Genomic DNA, 15,013 nt, shown 5'->3' with positions numbered 1-15,013 from the left:
GGACCCCTCGCTCAAGACGTTGGACGTCGATGGCAGCGAACGCCTCGAGCTTCACGGCAAAGTGCTTGAGCGCAAGCGAATGCTTCGAGAAGTCTTCGTGGAGTTCCACCACACGTTTCATCGCCTGGCAGACCGCTACTTCAAGGTCGAGGGTCTTGAGGTGGAGTTGGGGGCGGGCATCGCGCCCATGCGTAATTCGTACCCTGAAGTACTGGCTACGGACATTGTCGCTACCGAGCGACTGGACATGGCGCTCAATGCCGAGGCAATGAGCCTGGACGATCACTCGGTCCGGGCCTTTTATGGCCAGAACTGTTTTCACCACTTTCCTCATCCCGATCGGTTCTTCACAGAGCTGGAAAGAACACTCAAGAGCGGCGGCGGCGCCATTCTGATCGAGCCCTTCCACGGCCCTTTTGCCGCCTTTCTCTATAAGCGCCTGTTCAAGTCCGAAGGCTTCGACATGCACTTCCCGTCTTGGGAAACCCCGTCGACCGGGCCCATGAACGGTGCCAACCAGGCCCTCAGCTACATCATCTTCGTTCGCGACAGGCAGGCGTTCGAGCGCAAGCACCCAGGCTTGGAAATCGTTCACCAGGAGATCTGCGGCAATTATCTGCGCTACCTGATTTCCGGCGGCTTGAACTTTCGCCAGTTGTTGCCTGACGCGCTGATTCCTGTGCTCAAGGTCGTTGAAAAGCTGCTGTATCCGTTGAAACGAGTCTTGGCGCTGCATCACATCGTGGTCATCAGGAGGAAGCCTTGACCTTTATCAGGTACGGCGCCATCCAGCTCATGGCCTATGGGTTGGACATGGGGACTTTTTTGCTGTTGATGGCGCTGTTCAAGGATCAACCCGTCCTGGCCAACATCGCCGGCAAAGGCGTCGCGGGTGTGTTCGCGTTCTTCTTGCATCGGCACTTCACATTTCAATCGAGCCACGCCAGCAGCAAGGCTCAAGCGGTGCGCTACTTCTCATTGCTTGCAATCAATATTCCTCTCGCTTCGGCGCTGTTCAGCGTGGGGCTGTATTTCGTCAACAGCCCTGCCGCGGTGAAGTTTGTCTGCGATGTGGCCTGCGTGGTGCTGACTTACTGGATCAGCAAACTGTTCGTGTTTCATGCCGATACGCGCCCGCCTGTTTCCGCTGACCGCACCGAAGGCGCATGACGATGAAGCTACTGATTACCGGGGCGACAGGCTATATCGGACAACGTTTGTCAGCCCTCGCGGCGGCAAGCGGACACGAGGTCATTTGCGCCACGCGCCAACCGTGCCCGGCCCCCTATACCTGGCTTCCTTACGACCTGCGAGGCCCGGCCCCCGAGTGCCCGGCCGGCACTCAGGCGCTGATCCATCTGGCTGCCGATACCTCGACAGGTGTTCACACCGACGCAGACGGCGAAGTCCAGGCGGCCCAGGCGCTGATCCGTTGCGCCAAACAAGGCTCGGCCAGGTTTGTCTTCATCTCCAGCCAAACCGCCGAAGCCACGGCCCCTGGCGTTTACGGCCGGACAAAATGGCGTATCGAGCAAGAAGTACTGGCCGCCGGGGGCATCGTGATCCGTCCCGGCCAAGTGTATGGCGGCCCCGAACGCGGGCTCTTTGGTGTGCTATCAGGGCTGGTTCGCCGAAGCCCGTTTGTGCCGATCCTCATGCCGGCGCCTTGCGTACAACCCATTCATGTCGACGACCTCGCGGCTTCGATACTAGCGGTCCTGGCGCGCGACGACATCCGCGCCGAGATCCTCAACCTGGGCGCCGTGCAGCCGATTGCCTTTGACCGCTTCCTGATGTCGATTGCGACGCACCGGGTGCGTGCCGCTCGCCTGCCAGTCCCTCTGCCGGTGGCCTTGCTCAGGCTACTGCGCCTGTCACTCGGGCAATCCTTGGGCGCGAAACTGGGGCTGGAACGGATTTTTTCCCTCATCCACCTGCCGCCCATGGACAGCGAGCGTTCCCTGCGAAAACTCGGCATCCAATTGCGCCCCCTTGCCCAGGGCATGCATCGCTCCGGCCATGGGCAACGCCGAAAACTTCTGCAAGAAGCCGCGATCCTCTTGAACTACCTGCTCAAACGCCCGCCGCAAAGAAGCCTGGTCAGTCGCTACGCCCGGGCATTGGAGCGTGCGGGTAAAACCCATCCTATCCTCCATTCACGCTTGATGATGCGCTGGCCGATACTCCTGACACTCCTGGACGATGCGGGTGTCCTGCTCCAGCCCGAGGGCCGGGAACTGTCCTGGCGCCTTCATGTTGCACTCGGTATCGCCGAAGCCAGCACCCAGGGCGCGCAGGTATTTCTCGGTGCCCGGCAACCGCGCAGCCTTGTCGCCACGCTGGTTGCGCTGGGACTCACCTCGGTCAAGGCGCTGGCGGGGAAGACAGCGGCGCTGTTAGGCCGCCCCTTTGCCCGCCGGCTGTTGCTTGGAAGTGAAGCCCACCGTGAAACCTGAATTTGATGTGATCATTGTCGGCAGTGGCCCGGCCGGGACTTCGGCGGCCTATCCGCTGGTCAAGGCGGGCCTGAAAGTCCTCATGGTCGATGCCCAGGCCAATACAGGCTCGGCGACGCCGCCGACGCGTCCATTTCTCAGCGCCAGGGCAAACGACGAGCACCAGTGGAAATGGATGATCGGTGAAAACTTCCACGCCCTGAACCAACTGGACGCGGTATCGCCCAAGCTGAAGACGCCGACCCATGCCCATGTCTTCGAGGGGTTCAGCGCCCGCAATCGCATCGAGACCGACAACTTTATCGGCATAGGCTCTCTGGCAACCGGCGGCCTCTCCAATGCCTGGGGTTGCGGCGTAGCGACGCTGGGCGCCAGTGACTTTGCCGGGCTGCCCATCGATTATTCCGAAATGCTGGCGTCCTACGAAACGGTCGCTCGCCGGATCGGTATCAGTGGCGGGATCGACGACGACCTTTCCAGCTACTTCGGCCTCGACGAATGGTCGCAACCGCCCTTGCCACTGGACACGCTGCATCAGCGCCTGCTCGATCAGTACACCCGGCGCCGCCCGGGGTTTCCCGACCTGGGGTTTCGCCTTGGCCGCTCCAGGGTCGCCGTCTTGAGCCAGCCCCTGGACGAGCGCAAGGCCTGCGATCTGTCCGGGAACTGCTTGTGGGGCTGTCAGAACCAGGCGTTGTATAGCGCGTCGCAAGAGCTGCAGAAACTCAAGCAATACCCAGGGTTCCAGCACGTCCAGGACTTTTTGGTGGACGATCTGCAGCAACAGGACGGTGCCTGGGCGATTACCGATCATCGCTGCGCCCGACGCTTGCGTGCCACGCGCCTGCTGCTGGCGGCGGGCACCCTGGCCTCCACCAGGCTCGCCCTCAACTGCCTGAACCACCGGGCCCCGGTGCCACTGCTGTCATCGCCGACGGCAGCCTTCCTGTTATGGCTGCCGAAAATGCTCGGGACTCCAAGGGTGCCGACATTTGGCCTTGGCCAGCTATCGTTCGCCCTGGCGTTGTCGTCCAACGCAACGGCTTTCGGTTCGACGTTCAGCACCACAGGCTTGCCGATGACCGAGTTCGTCAGCCGGATCCCCATGGGCAAACGCTACAGCATCGAACTGCTGAAAAACCTGCTCAGCGCTTGTCTCGTGGGAAATATCTTCCTTCCTGGGCACCTGTCCAACAACACAGCGGTCTTGCGCCCCGACGGATCGTTGCGCATCAGCGGCCACGTGCATCCCGAGCTTCCCGAGCTCATGAAGACTGCCGAGGCAAAGCTGCGCCGGATCTATTGGAAAATGGGCGCACTGCTGATGCCCATGAGCTTCACCGTCGGCAGGCCGGGGGCGGATATCCATTACGCGGCCACCCTGCCCATGCACTCGACGCCCAGGATCGGCCAGACCGACCGCCTTGGCGAAGTCGCCGGCCTTTGCGGCGTGCATATTGTCGACGGTGCCTGCCTGCCCAGCCTTACCGAAAAATCCCATACGCTGACCCTCATGGCCAACGCGGACCGGATAGCACGCTCACTCGTCACAATGATAGGAAATCACAAGGCATGACCCGCAAGGTACTCTGCATCGTCGGTACGCGTCCGGAGGCCATCAAGATGGCGCCCGTGATCAAGGCACTCCAGGCCGAGGAACATATCGTTTGTCGGGTGCTCGCCACCGCCCAGCACCGAGGCCTGCTGGACCAGGTGCTTGAGGGTTTCGCAATCACCGCCGACCTGGACCTGGACATCATGCGCCCCCACCAGTCCTTGACGGCGCTGACCTCACGCTTGCTGGTTGAACTCGACGGTGTGCTGCAAGCCGAGCAACCGGATGTCGTACTGGCTCAAGGCGACACGACCACGGTCATGAGTGCTGCTCTGGCGTGTTTCTACCTGCAGATTCCCTTTGGCCATGTCGAAGCGGGTCTGCGTACCGGGGACCTCTGCAATCCGTTCCCCGAAGAAGCCAACCGGGTGATCGCCGGCAAACTGACCCGCTGGCATTTCGCGCCCACCCAGCACGCCGTGGACAACCTGCTGCGCGAAGGTGTCGCCGCCAGCGATATCACCCTGACCGGCAATACCGTGATCGATGCCTTGCTGATGACTGCCGCACAAGATTCTGCCTTGGGCATCCAGCTGGACCCTGGCAAACGCCTGGTGCTGGTGACCTCCCATCGCCGGGAAAACTTCGGCGAACCGTTCCAGCATATCTGCCAGGCACTCAAGCGCCTGGCCGAGTGCAACCCGGACATCCAGATCCTCTATCCCGTCCATCCCAATCCGAACGTCAAGGATGTCGCGTACCAGTTGCTCGGCCTGACCCCGAACATCATCCTTTGCGCGCCGCTGGATTACGCACCGTTCATTACGGCAATGAAGCGCTCGTACCTGATCATCAGTGACTCCGGGGGCATACAGGAAGAAGCCCCGGCCCTGGGCAAACCGGTGCTGGTACTGCGGGAGGAAACCGAACGCCCGGAGGCGGTCGACCTCGGCGTGGTCAAGCTGGTCGGCGCCAACCCAGACACCATTGTCGAACAGGCACAGCGTCTGCTCGATGACCCGCAGGCTTATCAGGGCATGGCACGTGGGGTTTCCCCCTATGGCGACGGCAAGGCGGCAGCGCGCATCGTCGACGTTTTACGGCAGTACTTCCAGTCATGCGCATGATCTACCTGTCCCCGGTGCCATGGGCCAGCTTCAGCCAGCGCCCTCATCACTTCGTCAGCTGGTATCACAACCAGACCGGGGCGCCGGTACTCTGGATCGACCCGTACCCGACGCGCTTACCGACGCTGAGCGATTTCAGGCGCAATCCGCCTGTTGCCGACCCGCAAAGCGTCAGCGTTCCCCCCTGGTTGCAGGTCTGTAAACCCAGGAGCCTACCCATCGAGCCCATTCCAGGCTCGGCAATGCTCCTCAAGCGGCTGTGGCACAACCTGTTCAAAGAGGCCGCGGCATTTTCCGCCGACGGCCCGTGCATGATGTGCATCGGCAAACCTTCCGAACTGGCCTTGCAGTTGCTGGCGCTGGTCCCGGCAAGCCATGCCGTCTACGATGCAATGGACGATTTCCCGGCGTTTTATCAGGGCCTGTCACGCGCCTCCATGGAACGTCGCCAGGCGCAGCTCATTCGCCGGGTCTCCTCAGTACTGGCGTCCTCCAGCGCCCTTCGCGACAGACTGCTGGGCATGACCGACCAGGTAGAACTGGCCCTCAATGCCTGTGACATGCACGGACTGGCGCCGGTCGAGAACCTGGACCTGGGTGCCAAACAACAGGTGCTGGGTTATGTCGGCACGCTGGGACGCTGGTTCGATTGGGACCTGGTCATCGCACTGGCGCAGGCCAATCCCGGAAACCGGATCCGGCTGATCGGCCCCCTCTTCACACCGCCGCCTTGCGTATTGCCTGCCAATATCGAGCTGCTCCCCGAGTGTCCCCACGCCAGTGCAATTGAGGCCATGGCAATGTTTTCGGTGGGTTTGATCCCGTTCAAGCTCAACCGCCTGACCGCCTCGGTGGACCCGATCAAGTACTACGAGTACCGCGCCTTAGGCCTTCCCGTGATTTCCACCCGCTTCGGTGAAATGGCCCTGCGCGCCCAGGAACCGGGCGTCTGGATCGTGGATGAAGGCGCCGATTTGCGCAAAACCGCCGTTGAAGCGCTCGCCAGTCGAAGTGATTGCGCGACTGTGCATCGATTTCGTGAGACGCACCTTTGGGCGCAGCGTTTTTCTGCGTTAAATCTCAAAAACATCAAGTAACGGCCGATACCCAGGATAAGACCCCGCGACTGGGGTGCAGGACCGAACGGTAGGGTCAGTCATGACAGAGATTTATTTGCTGATAGCGCACGGCACGGACCAGGGCGAAGCTTACGTTCTGGGTTGGTTCGATGACCGGAGCAAAGCCAGGGAAGTGGCCGAGCAAAAAGAATGGGAGGCGTACCGCGCCAGCCTGAAGGCGAAGCACCCATGGTCGGGCCACAAACCGCTGGCACCGGACCAGACGGACTATCGCCGCTACTGGATCAAGACCATTTCAAAATTCGAGCATGTGCCGGTGCCAAGGTCCTTCGCGGTTCATTGATCACCACGAATGAATATTCAACGAAACGAGCGTTATCGGTAGCGGTCTAGACGATTAAGCCCATCCGATGAGAGCGTTCTTATGTTGAAATTCCTTGGCGGTACCGTAGGTATCATTTTCCTGATTGGCCTGATCGTGGTGATCGCGCTGTTCAAGTTCATTTTCTGAGCGTGGCAGCGGCGATCGTTGGCTTGGTGATCCATATTTTCAGGCGTGAAAAAGCCCAATCTTTGCAGATTGGGCTACGTCGTTGTAGCCAACTGGTTTGCTTGATTCATGATGACATCCATTCAGGGATGTCCCGCATGGCGTGTAAAACGCGCCATACGTCAATGTGTTCATTGCACTCTACGTAGAACACCAAATAGGGATAACGTTTCAGCGGCCAGCAGAGTAATCCGGGGAGATCCAGCTCATGGGCGTACCTGGACATACCCGATGCCGGATGGCGGCTGATATGCGTATAGGCGTTTTCCAAGGCGTCGATGAAATTGAGTGCCGCCTGCTCGGCCTGCTCACCTAGGTAATAGTTGATGGCGTCCTCTACATCCTGGCTGGCAAGAGCTCGCGGAATGACGGGTTTCGCCTTCATCCTCACCCCTTGCGCACCTTGGCCCTTAGGGATTCGAAGTAGTCGCCATTCACAGGAACAGTGGGAGCAGACTCCGCCCCGGCCAGTACCAGGCTACGCAGCTGCTGCCGATCCTGATCCTTGCGAATCAGCTCCCGCACATATTCGCTACTGGTGCTGTAGCCTCTCTGGCTAACCTGATCATCTATGAAAGATTTGAGAGCGTCCGGCAGGGAGATGTTCATGGTACTCATGACTTTGCCTGTTTTTTGACAAAATTTGCCAAAGTATACACCCTTGGGCCAGCCTCGCCAGGGGTCGAAGTCGTGGTAAAACGTGTAGTCCTTGGCCAACCATCAAACGTTCAGGTCGCAATGACATGACAGACATAGACACGGCTATTGCTGACTGGGAACCACTGCAGCTTGAATGGCATCAAGGCTTCGCGTTCATGGAAGGTATTCTGCTGGGCGACGGGCAAGTGCCTGATGTGTACATCATGCTCAACCCCGAAGGCGTACGACCCGGCGAGTTAGCTCAAGCTGCCAGCGCTGGGCATTATCCTCCCTCGCCCTTGCTGGCCGGCCAGCCGGTGTGGCGGCATCGACGCAATCCGTGGATCTTGCGCGATGCGCTGCGCGACTACTACCTGCTTCCGGCCTACCGGGAGCGCCACGGCTACTACGCGCTTCAGGCCCTGCCGTTTCGATTCGACAAAGGCCTGGAAAGCCTCGGCCACCAGTACTGGCGCGACGCAATCGGCGCCTATTGGTTCGGCGAGTACGCGATCACCCAAATTTCCGAAGCACGACCTGACAGCCTGGCCCTGTTGCCAGCGTCTCCAGCCTCGGTGACTTCAGCGTCCGCCCTGTTCAGCGACGGAGTGAACATCTTTCTGCAAGGACAACTTATCGCCAGTGCCACGGCACAGGTGCGTTATTGCAATCACCCGTCCTATCGAGTGATCGACGATCAGGTCTACAAGGGCTCCAAGCCCCTGCACCAGAAGGACGGCACGCCGCTGCCGATCGCCAACCCGGACGACTTCCAGATGCTCGCCCAACGCTGGGGCACCGACGGGCAGTCGATCATTGTGCAAGCGCAGCAAGGTTCGAGCATTTCCTATGAATACTTCTACCGCATCGACAATGCCGACCTGACGACCTTCACCGTGCTGAACGAACGCTACGCCAAGGACAAGCAACGCGCCTATTACCTGACCGGCAAATCCATCCGCTACGTTGGCGACTTCCAGTTGCTCAAGTGCTGGCAGCCTGCGTTCGATGAATGCGGCCGCGTGGTCAGCACCAGCGAATACGAGGATGATTATTTTGCCGTGGACGACGCGTTCGTCTACGCCGCCGGGACCCGCTTGCGCGACGCCCATGGCCCGAGTTTTCGCCACTTGGGGTTCGACTATTACCGTGATCAAAAGCACGTCTACCGGCGCCAGAAACGCCTCGATGTCGACGTAGAAAGCTTCGTGGTGACCCAGCTCTATCACAATGACCAGGATTACTCGCCCGTGCTGGCAGGTGACAAGCACGGCCCACTGGGCTCTGGCGGGATCATCGATGCGGCCATGCAAGAGGCGTGGGCTCATTTCTTCGAAGCCCATCCGCAGTTGGAAGGTTATTGGTGGCATCGCTTGCAGGTACAGCCTGAAGCCACGCAAACGCAAACGCAAACGCAGCCGCTACAGGCCATCGGTCTCGGTTTCGAACTAGGCGACCAGGTGTATTTCCATGGACGCGTGATCAATGGACTGGACGCAGCGAGTTTCAAATTGCTCGACACGCACCTGTGCGGCGATGCCCAAGGCTTGTATCTGATCCCGTTTCATAACGCGCAAACGGAAGTGCCCGAACGGTTTTCCCAGGAACCCGCAGAGCACTTCCGCTCACTCGGTTCGCCCTACCTGACGGACGGTAAAACGGTGTTCTGTCATCGGGTTTTCTATCATCCCCCCGAACCGATTCGTAAGGCACACGCGGCTACTTTTGAGTCCTGTGGGCATGGTTGGGCCAAGGACCGGGACGCGGTGTTTTACTACGGCGCAGCGAAAAAACGGCTACACCCTTCCGATACTCGCATTCTCGGCACCTATGCCGTCAGCCCCACCTTGATCCTCTCGGAAGGCAAGCCGCTGGACGTGGCATTCGATCCTGATGAAGTCCGCGTGCCGCATCCCGATTTCCTGCAACTGGGCACGCGCAAGTTGTTCTGCCACCGACGGCCATTGAGCGCCAAGCGGATCGATCTGAGCACGTTGGAATTCCTGACGGACCGCTATGCCCGAGACAAGCATCGAATCTACCACTACGACGGTTATGCAACCCTGACCGAAGTTGATGAAGCGCATTATCGGGAATCGCTTGAAACCGCGTCACAGCCATAATCCCCCGCCGTGTCCTGTATGAATCGCTGTCCTTAGAAGTTGCAGCTGTATTGATACTCGAAGGGGAAGAACACTGTATCGACCACCAATGAGAACGGTGCGTCGATAAGCAAAAAAGGGATCAGCTTTCCTTTGGACGTGCCCACCAGCCACCAGTCAAAGCGCAGGCCGATGTAGGGGCATCGGTGCTTGTCGTAATCCATCCGCATGGCGGTGGCCATGCAGCCGCTTAAGCTGGTGATCAAAATCAGCAGAATCAGTTTTTGTAGCACGTAATGTCCTTATTACTTCTTTGCAAAGAGCGGCCCGGAGCATGACGGGCAGCGGATCAGCAATCTGGCAATGTCACCGCAGATCAACTGGAATGCCAGTGAGCCCTTTCAGCGGACAAACAGTCCTTTCCCGCAAGCGCTGGTTTGGCTTGCGAATGATGGTGTTCAAAGACAGGGTAGTTTTGCGCAGGCACAAAAAAGCCGATCTATCTGATCGGCTTAACTGCCTGATTTTACTCAGTGAATATGGTCGGGACGGAGTGATTCGAACACTCGACCCCTAGCACCCCATGCTAGTGCGCTACCGGACTGCGCTACGCCCCGACTAGGCGTGAATCTTGTTCCGCTTCTCAGCGGAACGCTCAGGAATATATCGCAAGCTTTTGAAAACTGGAAGATTTAAAAGCAGAAATTTATTTCTTGAGCACCACCAGTACATCTTCGAGCTCGGCGATCATCTGGCGGATCATCTGTTTGTACTGGGTTGTATCGTCCTTGGCCTCGTCACCGGAGAGGCGCAGGCGTGCGCCGCCGATGGTGAACCCCTGGTCATAGAGCAGCGCGCGGATCTGCCGGATCATCAGCACGTCTTGGCGCTGATAATACCGGCGGTTTCCGCGGCGCTTGACCGGGTTGAGTTGAGGAAACTCCTGCTCCCAATAGCGCAGCACGTGCGGTTTTACCGCACACAGCTCGCTGACTTCACCAATGGTGAAGTAGCGTTTGCCCGGGATGACGGGTAGTTCGTCGTTATGACTTGGTTCCAGCATAAGCCTCAACTCGGGCCTTCAACTTCTGCCCTGGACGAAAGGTGACCACACGGCGAGCCGTGATCGGGATTTCTTCTCCCGTTTTCGGATTGCGGCCAGGCCGCTGGCGTTTGTCCCGAAGGTCGAAATTGCCGAAACCGGACAATTTGACCTGCTCGTTGTCTTCCAGAGCGTGCCTGATTTCTTCGAAAAACAGTTCGACCAATTCTTTGGCCTCCCGTTTATTCAGGCCCAACTCCTCATACAGACGTTCCGCCATCTCAGCTTTCGTCAGAGCCCCCATACGTCACTTCCTTAACGTGGCGTTCAACCTGGTTTCGAGCGAGGTGAGGATGTTCTGCGTTGCGGTATTCACCTCATCGTCATTAAGAGTGCGCGATGGATGCTGCCAGGTCAAGCCGACTGCAAGGCTTTTTCTATGCGGATCAATACCTTTACCCTGATACACGTCAAATAGCCTGAGGTCCGTGAGCCATTCGCCTGCATTTTCACGGATTACGTCCAGTACGGCACTGGATGCAACGTCGCGATCGGCCAGCAATGCAAGGTCACGTCGCACTTCAGGAAAGCGTGATAACTCCTGGAATTTCGGCATTTTCCCCTGCGCCACTTCGGCGAGGACCAGCTCGAAGACGAACACCGGACGATCAAGCCCCAGGGTTTTCGACAGTTCAGGGTGAATCGCCCCCACGTAACCGACTTCACGCCCTTCGCGCTCGATGCGCGCGGTCTGCCACGGGTGCAACGCCGGGTGCTTGCCAGGCACGAACGTGAACGCGTCGAGCGCACCGGCAAAACCCAGCACCGCTTCGACATCAGCCTTGACGTCGAAGAAATCGACGACATCACGGCCTTGCGCCCAGCCTTCCGGCAAGCGGCTGCCGCAGACAACACCGGCCAGCATCGGCTCTTGCTTCAAGCCTTCCAGTTGACCGACAAAACGCAGGCCGCTTTCGAACAGACGCACGCGATCCTGCTGGCGGTTCAGGTTGTGCTGGAGCGACTTGACCAGGCCCGGCCACAGGGACGAGCGCATGGCGGCCATGTCGTTGGAGATCGGGTTGGCCAGCAACAGCGGCTCGACACCTGGGCTGAACAGTTCGAACTGGCGTGGATCGATGAAGCTGTAGGTGATCGCTTCCTGATACCCACGGGCCACCAGCAGGCGACGCAGCTCCGGCAGGTTGCTACGGGCCTCAGTCTTGGCCTGTGGGGCCAGGCGCGCTTGCGGGTAGCGAACCGGCAGGCGGTTGTAGCCGTACAGGCGAGCCAGTTCTTCGATCAGGTCGACTTCCAGGCTGATATCGAAGCGATGGCTTGGCACTTCGACGCGCCATTGCCCTGCCCCATCGGCGCTGATGTTCAGGCCCAGGGCGCTGAGCAGGCGCTCGACTTCGGCCGGGGCCATTTCCATGCCCAGCATCTGGGTGATGCGCTGGGCACGCAGGGTAACCGGTGCAATCTTGGGCAGGTGCTGTTCGCTGACGGTCTCAATGATCGGGCCGGCTTCGCCGCCAGTAATGTCCAGCAGCAGGCCGGTGGCGCGCTCCATGGCTTCACGGGCCAACTGCCAGTCCACACCACGCTCGTAGCGGTGCGAGGCGTCGGTGTGCAGGCCATAGGAACGCGCCTTGCCAGCGACGGCGATCTGGTCAAAGAACGCGCTTTCCAGGAATACATCGCGAGTCGTGGCGGATACGCCACTGTGCTCGCCGCCCATTACGCCAGCAATCGCCAAGGCGCGGGCGTGGTCGGCAATCACCAGGGTGTCGCTGCGCAGGGTCACTTCCTGGCCATCGAGCAGCACCAGCTTCTCGCCTTCTTCGGCCATGCGTACGCGGATGCCACCGTTGATTTCGGCGAGATCGAACGCATGCAGCGGTTGACCCAGCTCCAACATCACATAGTTGGTGATGTCGACGGCAGCGTCGATGCTGCGCACGTCGGCGCGACGCAGGCGCTCGACCATCCACAGCGGCGTCGGCTTGGACAGGTCGACGTTACGAATCACACGGCCCAGGTAACGCGGGCACGCCGCTGGCGCCAGTACTTCAACCGAACGCACTTCATCGTGCACAGCCGGCACACTCGCCACCACAGGACGCGTCACCGGAGCGGCATACAACGCGCCAACTTCACGGGCCAGGCCGGCCAGGGACAGGCAATCGCCGCGGTTCGGGGTCAGGTCGACCTCGATGCTCGCATCGTCCAGGCCCAGGTATTCACGAATGTCCTGGCCCACCGGCGCGTCAGCCGGAAGTTCCATGAGGCCATCGTTGCCTTCGCCAATCTGCAGTTCAGCCTGGGAGCACAACATGCCATTGGACTCGACGCCACGCAGCTTGGCTTTCTTGATCTTGAAGTCGCCCGGCAGTTCGGCGCCGATCATGGCGAATGGGATCTTCAGGCCCGGGCGCACATTGGGCGCACCGCAGACGACCTGGAAGGTTTCCGCGCCATTGCTGACCTGGCAAACCCGCAGTTTGTCAGCGTCCGGGTGCTGCTCGGTGCCCAGCACCTCGCCCACGACCACACCGCTGAACTCACCGGCGGCGGGGGTCACGCTATCGACCTCGAGGCCGGCCATCGACAGGCGAGCAACCAGCTCGTCCCGGCTTACCTGCGGGCTTACCCAGCCGCGCAGCCATTGTTCACTGAATTTCATCCTGCTCTCCTAATAGATTCGTTACGGGTTGCGACCTAGCGAAATTGCGCAAGGAACCGCAAGTCGTTGTCGAAGAACAGGCGCAAATCATTCACACCGTAACGCAGCATGGCCAGGCGCTCGACGCCCATGCCGAAAGCAAAGCCAGAGAATTCTTCCGGATCGATCCCGGACATGCGCAGCACGTTCGGGTGAACCATGCCGCAGCCCATGACTTCCAGCCAGCCCGTCTGTTTGCAGACGCGGCAGCCTTTACCGCTGCACATCACGCATTCCATGTCGACTTCAGCCGATGGCTCGGTGAACGGGAAGTACGAAGGGCGGAACCGCACCGCCAGTTCTTTTTCGAAGAACACCCGCAGGAACTCTTCGATAGTGCCTTTCAGGTCGGCGAAATTGATGTCGCGATCAACCAACAGGCCTTCGACCTGGTGGAACATCGGCGAGTGGGTGATATCGGAGTCGCTGCGATACACGCGGCCTGGGCAGACGATGCGGATCGGCGGCTGCTGCGATTCCATGGTGCGGACCTGTACCGGTGAGGTATGGGTGCGCAACAGCATGTTCGCATTGAAATAGAAGGTGTCATGCATCGACCGGGCCGGGTGATGGCCTGGGATGTTGAGCGCTTCGAAGTTGTGGTAGTCGTCTTCGACCTCAGGGCCTTCGGCAATGCCGTAACCGATGTGGGTGAAGAACTGCTCGATGCGTTCCAGGGTCCGGGTCACCGGATGCAGGCCACCGGAAGTCTGGCCACGGCCAGGCAGGGTCACGTCGATGGACTCGGCGGCGAGCTTGGCAGCCAGGTCCGCCTCCTCGAACAACGCCTTGCGCGCATTGAGGACCTCTGTGACACGCTCCTTGACAACGTTGATCAGCGCACCGACCTGCGGACGCTCTTCGGCCGGCAGGTTCCCCAGGGTCTTCATCACCTGGGTCAACTCGCCCTTCTTGCCAAGGTACAGAACCCGGATTTGCTCCAGGGCATTGATATCTTCAGCGCTTTGCACAGCCTCTAGTGCTTGAGCGACCAGCGCGTCCAGGTTTTCCATGTACAGACTCCAGATACGAAATAGGGGAAGAGCTTTAAGGCTCTTCCCCTATTTATGACGTTTGACACCAAGGCCCACAGATGCGGACCCCGGTGACTGCCGGGGGTACTTAAGCCAAGGTGGCTTTAGCTTTCTCGACAATCGCAGCAAACGCCGCTTTTTCGTTCACTGCCAGATCAGCCAGAACCTTACGGTCGATCTCGATGGACGCTTTTTTCAGGCCAGCGATGAAACGGCTGTAGGACAGACCGTTAACACGAGCACCAGCATTGATACGAGCGATCCACAGAGCGCGGAACTGACGTTTTTTCTGACGACGGTCACGGTAGGCGTATTGGCCTGCCTTGATTACCGCTTGCTTGGCAACACGGAATACGCGGGAACGCGCGCCGTAGTAGCCTTTAGCAAGTTTCAGAATTTTTTTGTGACGCTTACGGGCAATGACGCCACGCTTTACACGAGCCATGAGTTACTTCCTCTATTCTTGATCCAAAAATTAACGAAGGCGCAGCATGCGCTCGACTTTTGCCACGTCAGACGGATGCAGCAAGCTGCTACCGCGCAGTTGACGCTTACGCTTGGTCGACATTTTGGTCAGGATGTGGCTCTTGAAAGCGTGCTTGTGCTTGATACCGTTAGCAGTTTTCAGAAACCGCTTAGCAGCACCACTTTTGGTCTTCATCTTTGGCATGTTCGGATACTCCGCATTCAGTTGATAAACATAA

18 protein-coding genes and 1 tRNA gene are annotated in these 15,013 nt (G+C 59.3%); 9 read left to right on the top strand and 10 right to left on the bottom strand.

Annotated elements, in window-relative coordinates; all coding sequences use genetic code 11:
* Positions 1–79: 79 nt before the first annotated feature.
* The 8 genes from GN234_RS28670 to GN234_RS30510 all read left to right on the top strand — a co-directional run bounded on the left by GN234_RS28670 (position 80) and on the right by GN234_RS30510 (position 6,728).
* Positions 80–766 (top strand): class I SAM-dependent methyltransferase, encoded by a 687-nt coding sequence (locus GN234_RS28670; RefSeq protein ID WP_233459493.1) that lies wholly within the window; start codon positions 80–82, stop codon positions 764–766.
* Positions 763–1,170, top strand: a complete 408-nt coding sequence (locus GN234_RS28665; RefSeq protein ID WP_109754721.1) for a GtrA family protein — start codon at positions 763–765, stop codon at positions 1,168–1,170. Before GN234_RS28670 ends, GN234_RS28665 begins: the two co-directional genes overlap by 4 nt.
* 2 nt (positions 1,171–1,172) lie before the next feature.
* Complete coding sequence (locus tag GN234_RS28660) at positions 1,173–2,456, top strand: NAD-dependent epimerase/dehydratase family protein (RefSeq protein WP_176689436.1); 1,284 nt, start codon at positions 1,173–1,175, stop codon at positions 2,454–2,456.
* Positions 2,446–4,032, top strand: coding sequence for an FAD-dependent oxidoreductase (locus tag GN234_RS28655; protein WP_176689435.1), 1,587 nt, complete (start codon positions 2,446–2,448; stop codon positions 4,030–4,032). The genes GN234_RS28660 and GN234_RS28655 overlap by 11 nt, the downstream gene beginning before the upstream one ends.
* Complete coding sequence (gene wecB / locus GN234_RS28650) at positions 4,029–5,138, top strand: non-hydrolyzing UDP-N-acetylglucosamine 2-epimerase (protein ID WP_176689434.1); 1,110 nt, start codon at positions 4,029–4,031, stop codon at positions 5,136–5,138. The genes GN234_RS28655 and wecB overlap by 4 nt, the downstream gene beginning before the upstream one ends.
* Positions 5,129–6,235: a glycosyltransferase family protein gene (locus GN234_RS28645; protein ID WP_176689433.1), complete on the top strand. Its 1,107-nt coding sequence runs from the start codon at positions 5,129–5,131 to the stop codon at positions 6,233–6,235. The genes wecB and GN234_RS28645 overlap by 10 nt, the downstream gene beginning before the upstream one ends.
* 61 nt (positions 6,236–6,296) lie before the next feature.
* Entirely contained in the window at positions 6,297–6,560 is a 264-nt protein-coding gene (locus GN234_RS28640; RefSeq protein WP_134925000.1) for a hypothetical protein, read from the top strand.
* Between the two features lie 81 nt (positions 6,561–6,641).
* Positions 6,642–6,728, top strand: a complete 87-nt coding sequence (locus GN234_RS30510) for a small membrane protein YohP (RefSeq protein ID WP_442087941.1) — start codon at positions 6,642–6,644, stop codon at positions 6,726–6,728.
* A gap of 106 nt (positions 6,729–6,834) precedes the next feature.
* Here the strand turns inward: GN234_RS30510 and GN234_RS28635 are convergent, their stop codons facing one another.
* On the bottom strand, positions 6,835–7,152 hold the full coding sequence (locus GN234_RS28635; protein WP_116832915.1) for a type II toxin-antitoxin system RelE/ParE family toxin: 318 nt from the start codon (positions 7,150–7,152) through the stop codon (positions 6,835–6,837).
* 2 nt (positions 7,153–7,154) lie between these two features.
* Positions 7,155–7,385, bottom strand: a complete 231-nt coding sequence (locus GN234_RS28630) for a type II toxin-antitoxin system ParD family antitoxin (protein ID WP_109754714.1) — start codon at positions 7,383–7,385, stop codon at positions 7,155–7,157.
* Positions 7,386–7,510: 125 nt separating this feature from the next.
* Between GN234_RS28630 and GN234_RS28625 the strand changes: the two genes are divergently transcribed.
* Positions 7,511–9,529: a DKNYY domain-containing protein gene (locus GN234_RS28625; protein ID WP_176689432.1), complete on the top strand. Its 2,019-nt coding sequence runs from the start codon at positions 7,511–7,513 to the stop codon at positions 9,527–9,529.
* A gap of 32 nt (positions 9,530–9,561) precedes the next feature.
* Here the strand turns inward: GN234_RS28625 and GN234_RS28620 are convergent, their stop codons facing one another.
* From GN234_RS28620 to rpmI, 8 genes are all read right to left on the bottom strand, one after another.
* The gene (locus GN234_RS28620; protein ID WP_109754712.1) at positions 9,562–9,801 is read right to left on the bottom strand and encodes a YceK/YidQ family lipoprotein; all 240 of its coding nucleotides are present in this window, start codon (positions 9,799–9,801) and stop codon (positions 9,562–9,564) included.
* Positions 9,802–10,048: 247 nt separating this feature from the next.
* Positions 10,049–10,125: transfer RNA gene (locus GN234_RS28615), tRNA-Pro, on the bottom strand.
* 89 nt (positions 10,126–10,214) lie between these two features.
* Positions 10,215–10,571 carry a MerR family transcriptional regulator gene (locus tag GN234_RS28610; RefSeq protein WP_003179985.1) on the bottom strand — a complete coding sequence of 119 codons (357 nt, stop codon included), beginning with the start codon at positions 10,569–10,571 and terminating at the stop codon, positions 10,215–10,217.
* On the bottom strand, positions 10,552–10,854 hold the full coding sequence (ihfA, locus tag GN234_RS28605; protein WP_002553164.1) for an integration host factor subunit alpha: 303 nt from the start codon (positions 10,852–10,854) through the stop codon (positions 10,552–10,554). The genes GN234_RS28610 and ihfA overlap by 20 nt, the downstream gene beginning before the upstream one ends.
* Positions 10,855–10,857: 3 nt before the next feature.
* Positions 10,858–13,236: a phenylalanine--tRNA ligase subunit beta gene (gene pheT, locus GN234_RS28600; RefSeq protein ID WP_176689431.1), complete on the bottom strand. Its 2,379-nt coding sequence runs from the start codon at positions 13,234–13,236 to the stop codon at positions 10,858–10,860.
* Positions 13,237–13,271: 35 nt separating this feature from the next.
* On the bottom strand, positions 13,272–14,288 hold the full coding sequence (gene pheS, locus GN234_RS28595; protein WP_176689430.1) for a phenylalanine--tRNA ligase subunit alpha: 1,017 nt from the start codon (positions 14,286–14,288) through the stop codon (positions 13,272–13,274).
* Positions 14,289–14,397: 109 nt separating this feature from the next.
* Positions 14,398–14,754 carry a 50S ribosomal protein L20 gene (gene rplT / locus GN234_RS28590; protein ID WP_002553161.1) on the bottom strand — a complete coding sequence of 119 codons (357 nt, stop codon included), beginning with the start codon at positions 14,752–14,754 and terminating at the stop codon, positions 14,398–14,400.
* A gap of 30 nt (positions 14,755–14,784) precedes the next feature.
* Positions 14,785–14,979 carry a 50S ribosomal protein L35 gene (gene rpmI / locus GN234_RS28585; RefSeq protein WP_002553160.1) on the bottom strand — a complete coding sequence of 65 codons (195 nt, stop codon included), beginning with the start codon at positions 14,977–14,979 and terminating at the stop codon, positions 14,785–14,787.
* Positions 14,980–15,013: the final 34 nt, after the last annotated feature.

This window comes from Pseudomonas bijieensis (assembly GCF_013347965.1).
Classification (GTDB): domain Bacteria; phylum Pseudomonadota; class Gammaproteobacteria; order Pseudomonadales; family Pseudomonadaceae; genus Aquipseudomonas; species Aquipseudomonas bijieensis.
This window is presented reverse-complemented; position numbering and strand designations above follow the sequence as displayed.

Coding starts and splice junctions, on each gene's coding strand:
- GN234_RS28670 (WP_233459493.1), top strand. CDS start 80: ATGCTTCGAGAAGTCTTCGTGGAGTTCCACCACACGTTTCATCGCCTG.
- GN234_RS28660 (WP_176689436.1), top strand. CDS start 1,173: ATGAAGCTACTGATTACCGGGGCGACAGGCTATATCGGACAACGTTTG.
- wecB (WP_176689434.1), top strand. CDS start 4,029: ATGACCCGCAAGGTACTCTGCATCGTCGGTACGCGTCCGGAGGCCATC.
- GN234_RS28645 (WP_176689433.1), top strand. CDS start 5,129: ATGCGCATGATCTACCTGTCCCCGGTGCCATGGGCCAGCTTCAGCCAG.
- GN234_RS28640 (WP_134925000.1), top strand. CDS start 6,297: ATGACAGAGATTTATTTGCTGATAGCGCACGGCACGGACCAGGGCGAA.
- GN234_RS30510 (WP_442087941.1), top strand. CDS start 6,642: ATGTTGAAATTCCTTGGCGGTACCGTAGGTATCATTTTCCTGATTGGC.
- GN234_RS28635 (WP_116832915.1), bottom strand. CDS start 7,152: ATGAAGGCGAAACCCGTCATTCCGCGAGCTCTTGCCAGCCAGGATGTA.
- GN234_RS28630 (WP_109754714.1), bottom strand. CDS start 7,385: ATGAGTACCATGAACATCTCCCTGCCGGACGCTCTCAAATCTTTCATA.
- GN234_RS28625 (WP_176689432.1), top strand. CDS start 7,511: ATGACAGACATAGACACGGCTATTGCTGACTGGGAACCACTGCAGCTT.
- GN234_RS28610 (WP_003179985.1), bottom strand. CDS start 10,571: ATGCTGGAACCAAGTCATAACGACGAACTACCCGTCATCCCGGGCAAA.
- ihfA (WP_002553164.1), bottom strand. CDS start 10,854: ATGGGGGCTCTGACGAAAGCTGAGATGGCGGAACGTCTGTATGAGGAG.
- pheT (WP_176689431.1), bottom strand. CDS start 13,236: ATGAAATTCAGTGAACAATGGCTGCGCGGCTGGGTAAGCCCGCAGGTA.
- pheS (WP_176689430.1), bottom strand. CDS start 14,288: ATGGAAAACCTGGACGCGCTGGTCGCTCAAGCACTAGAGGCTGTGCAA.
- rplT (WP_002553161.1), bottom strand. CDS start 14,754: ATGGCTCGTGTAAAGCGTGGCGTCATTGCCCGTAAGCGTCACAAAAAA.
- rpmI (WP_002553160.1), bottom strand. CDS start 14,979: ATGCCAAAGATGAAGACCAAAAGTGGTGCTGCTAAGCGGTTTCTGAAA.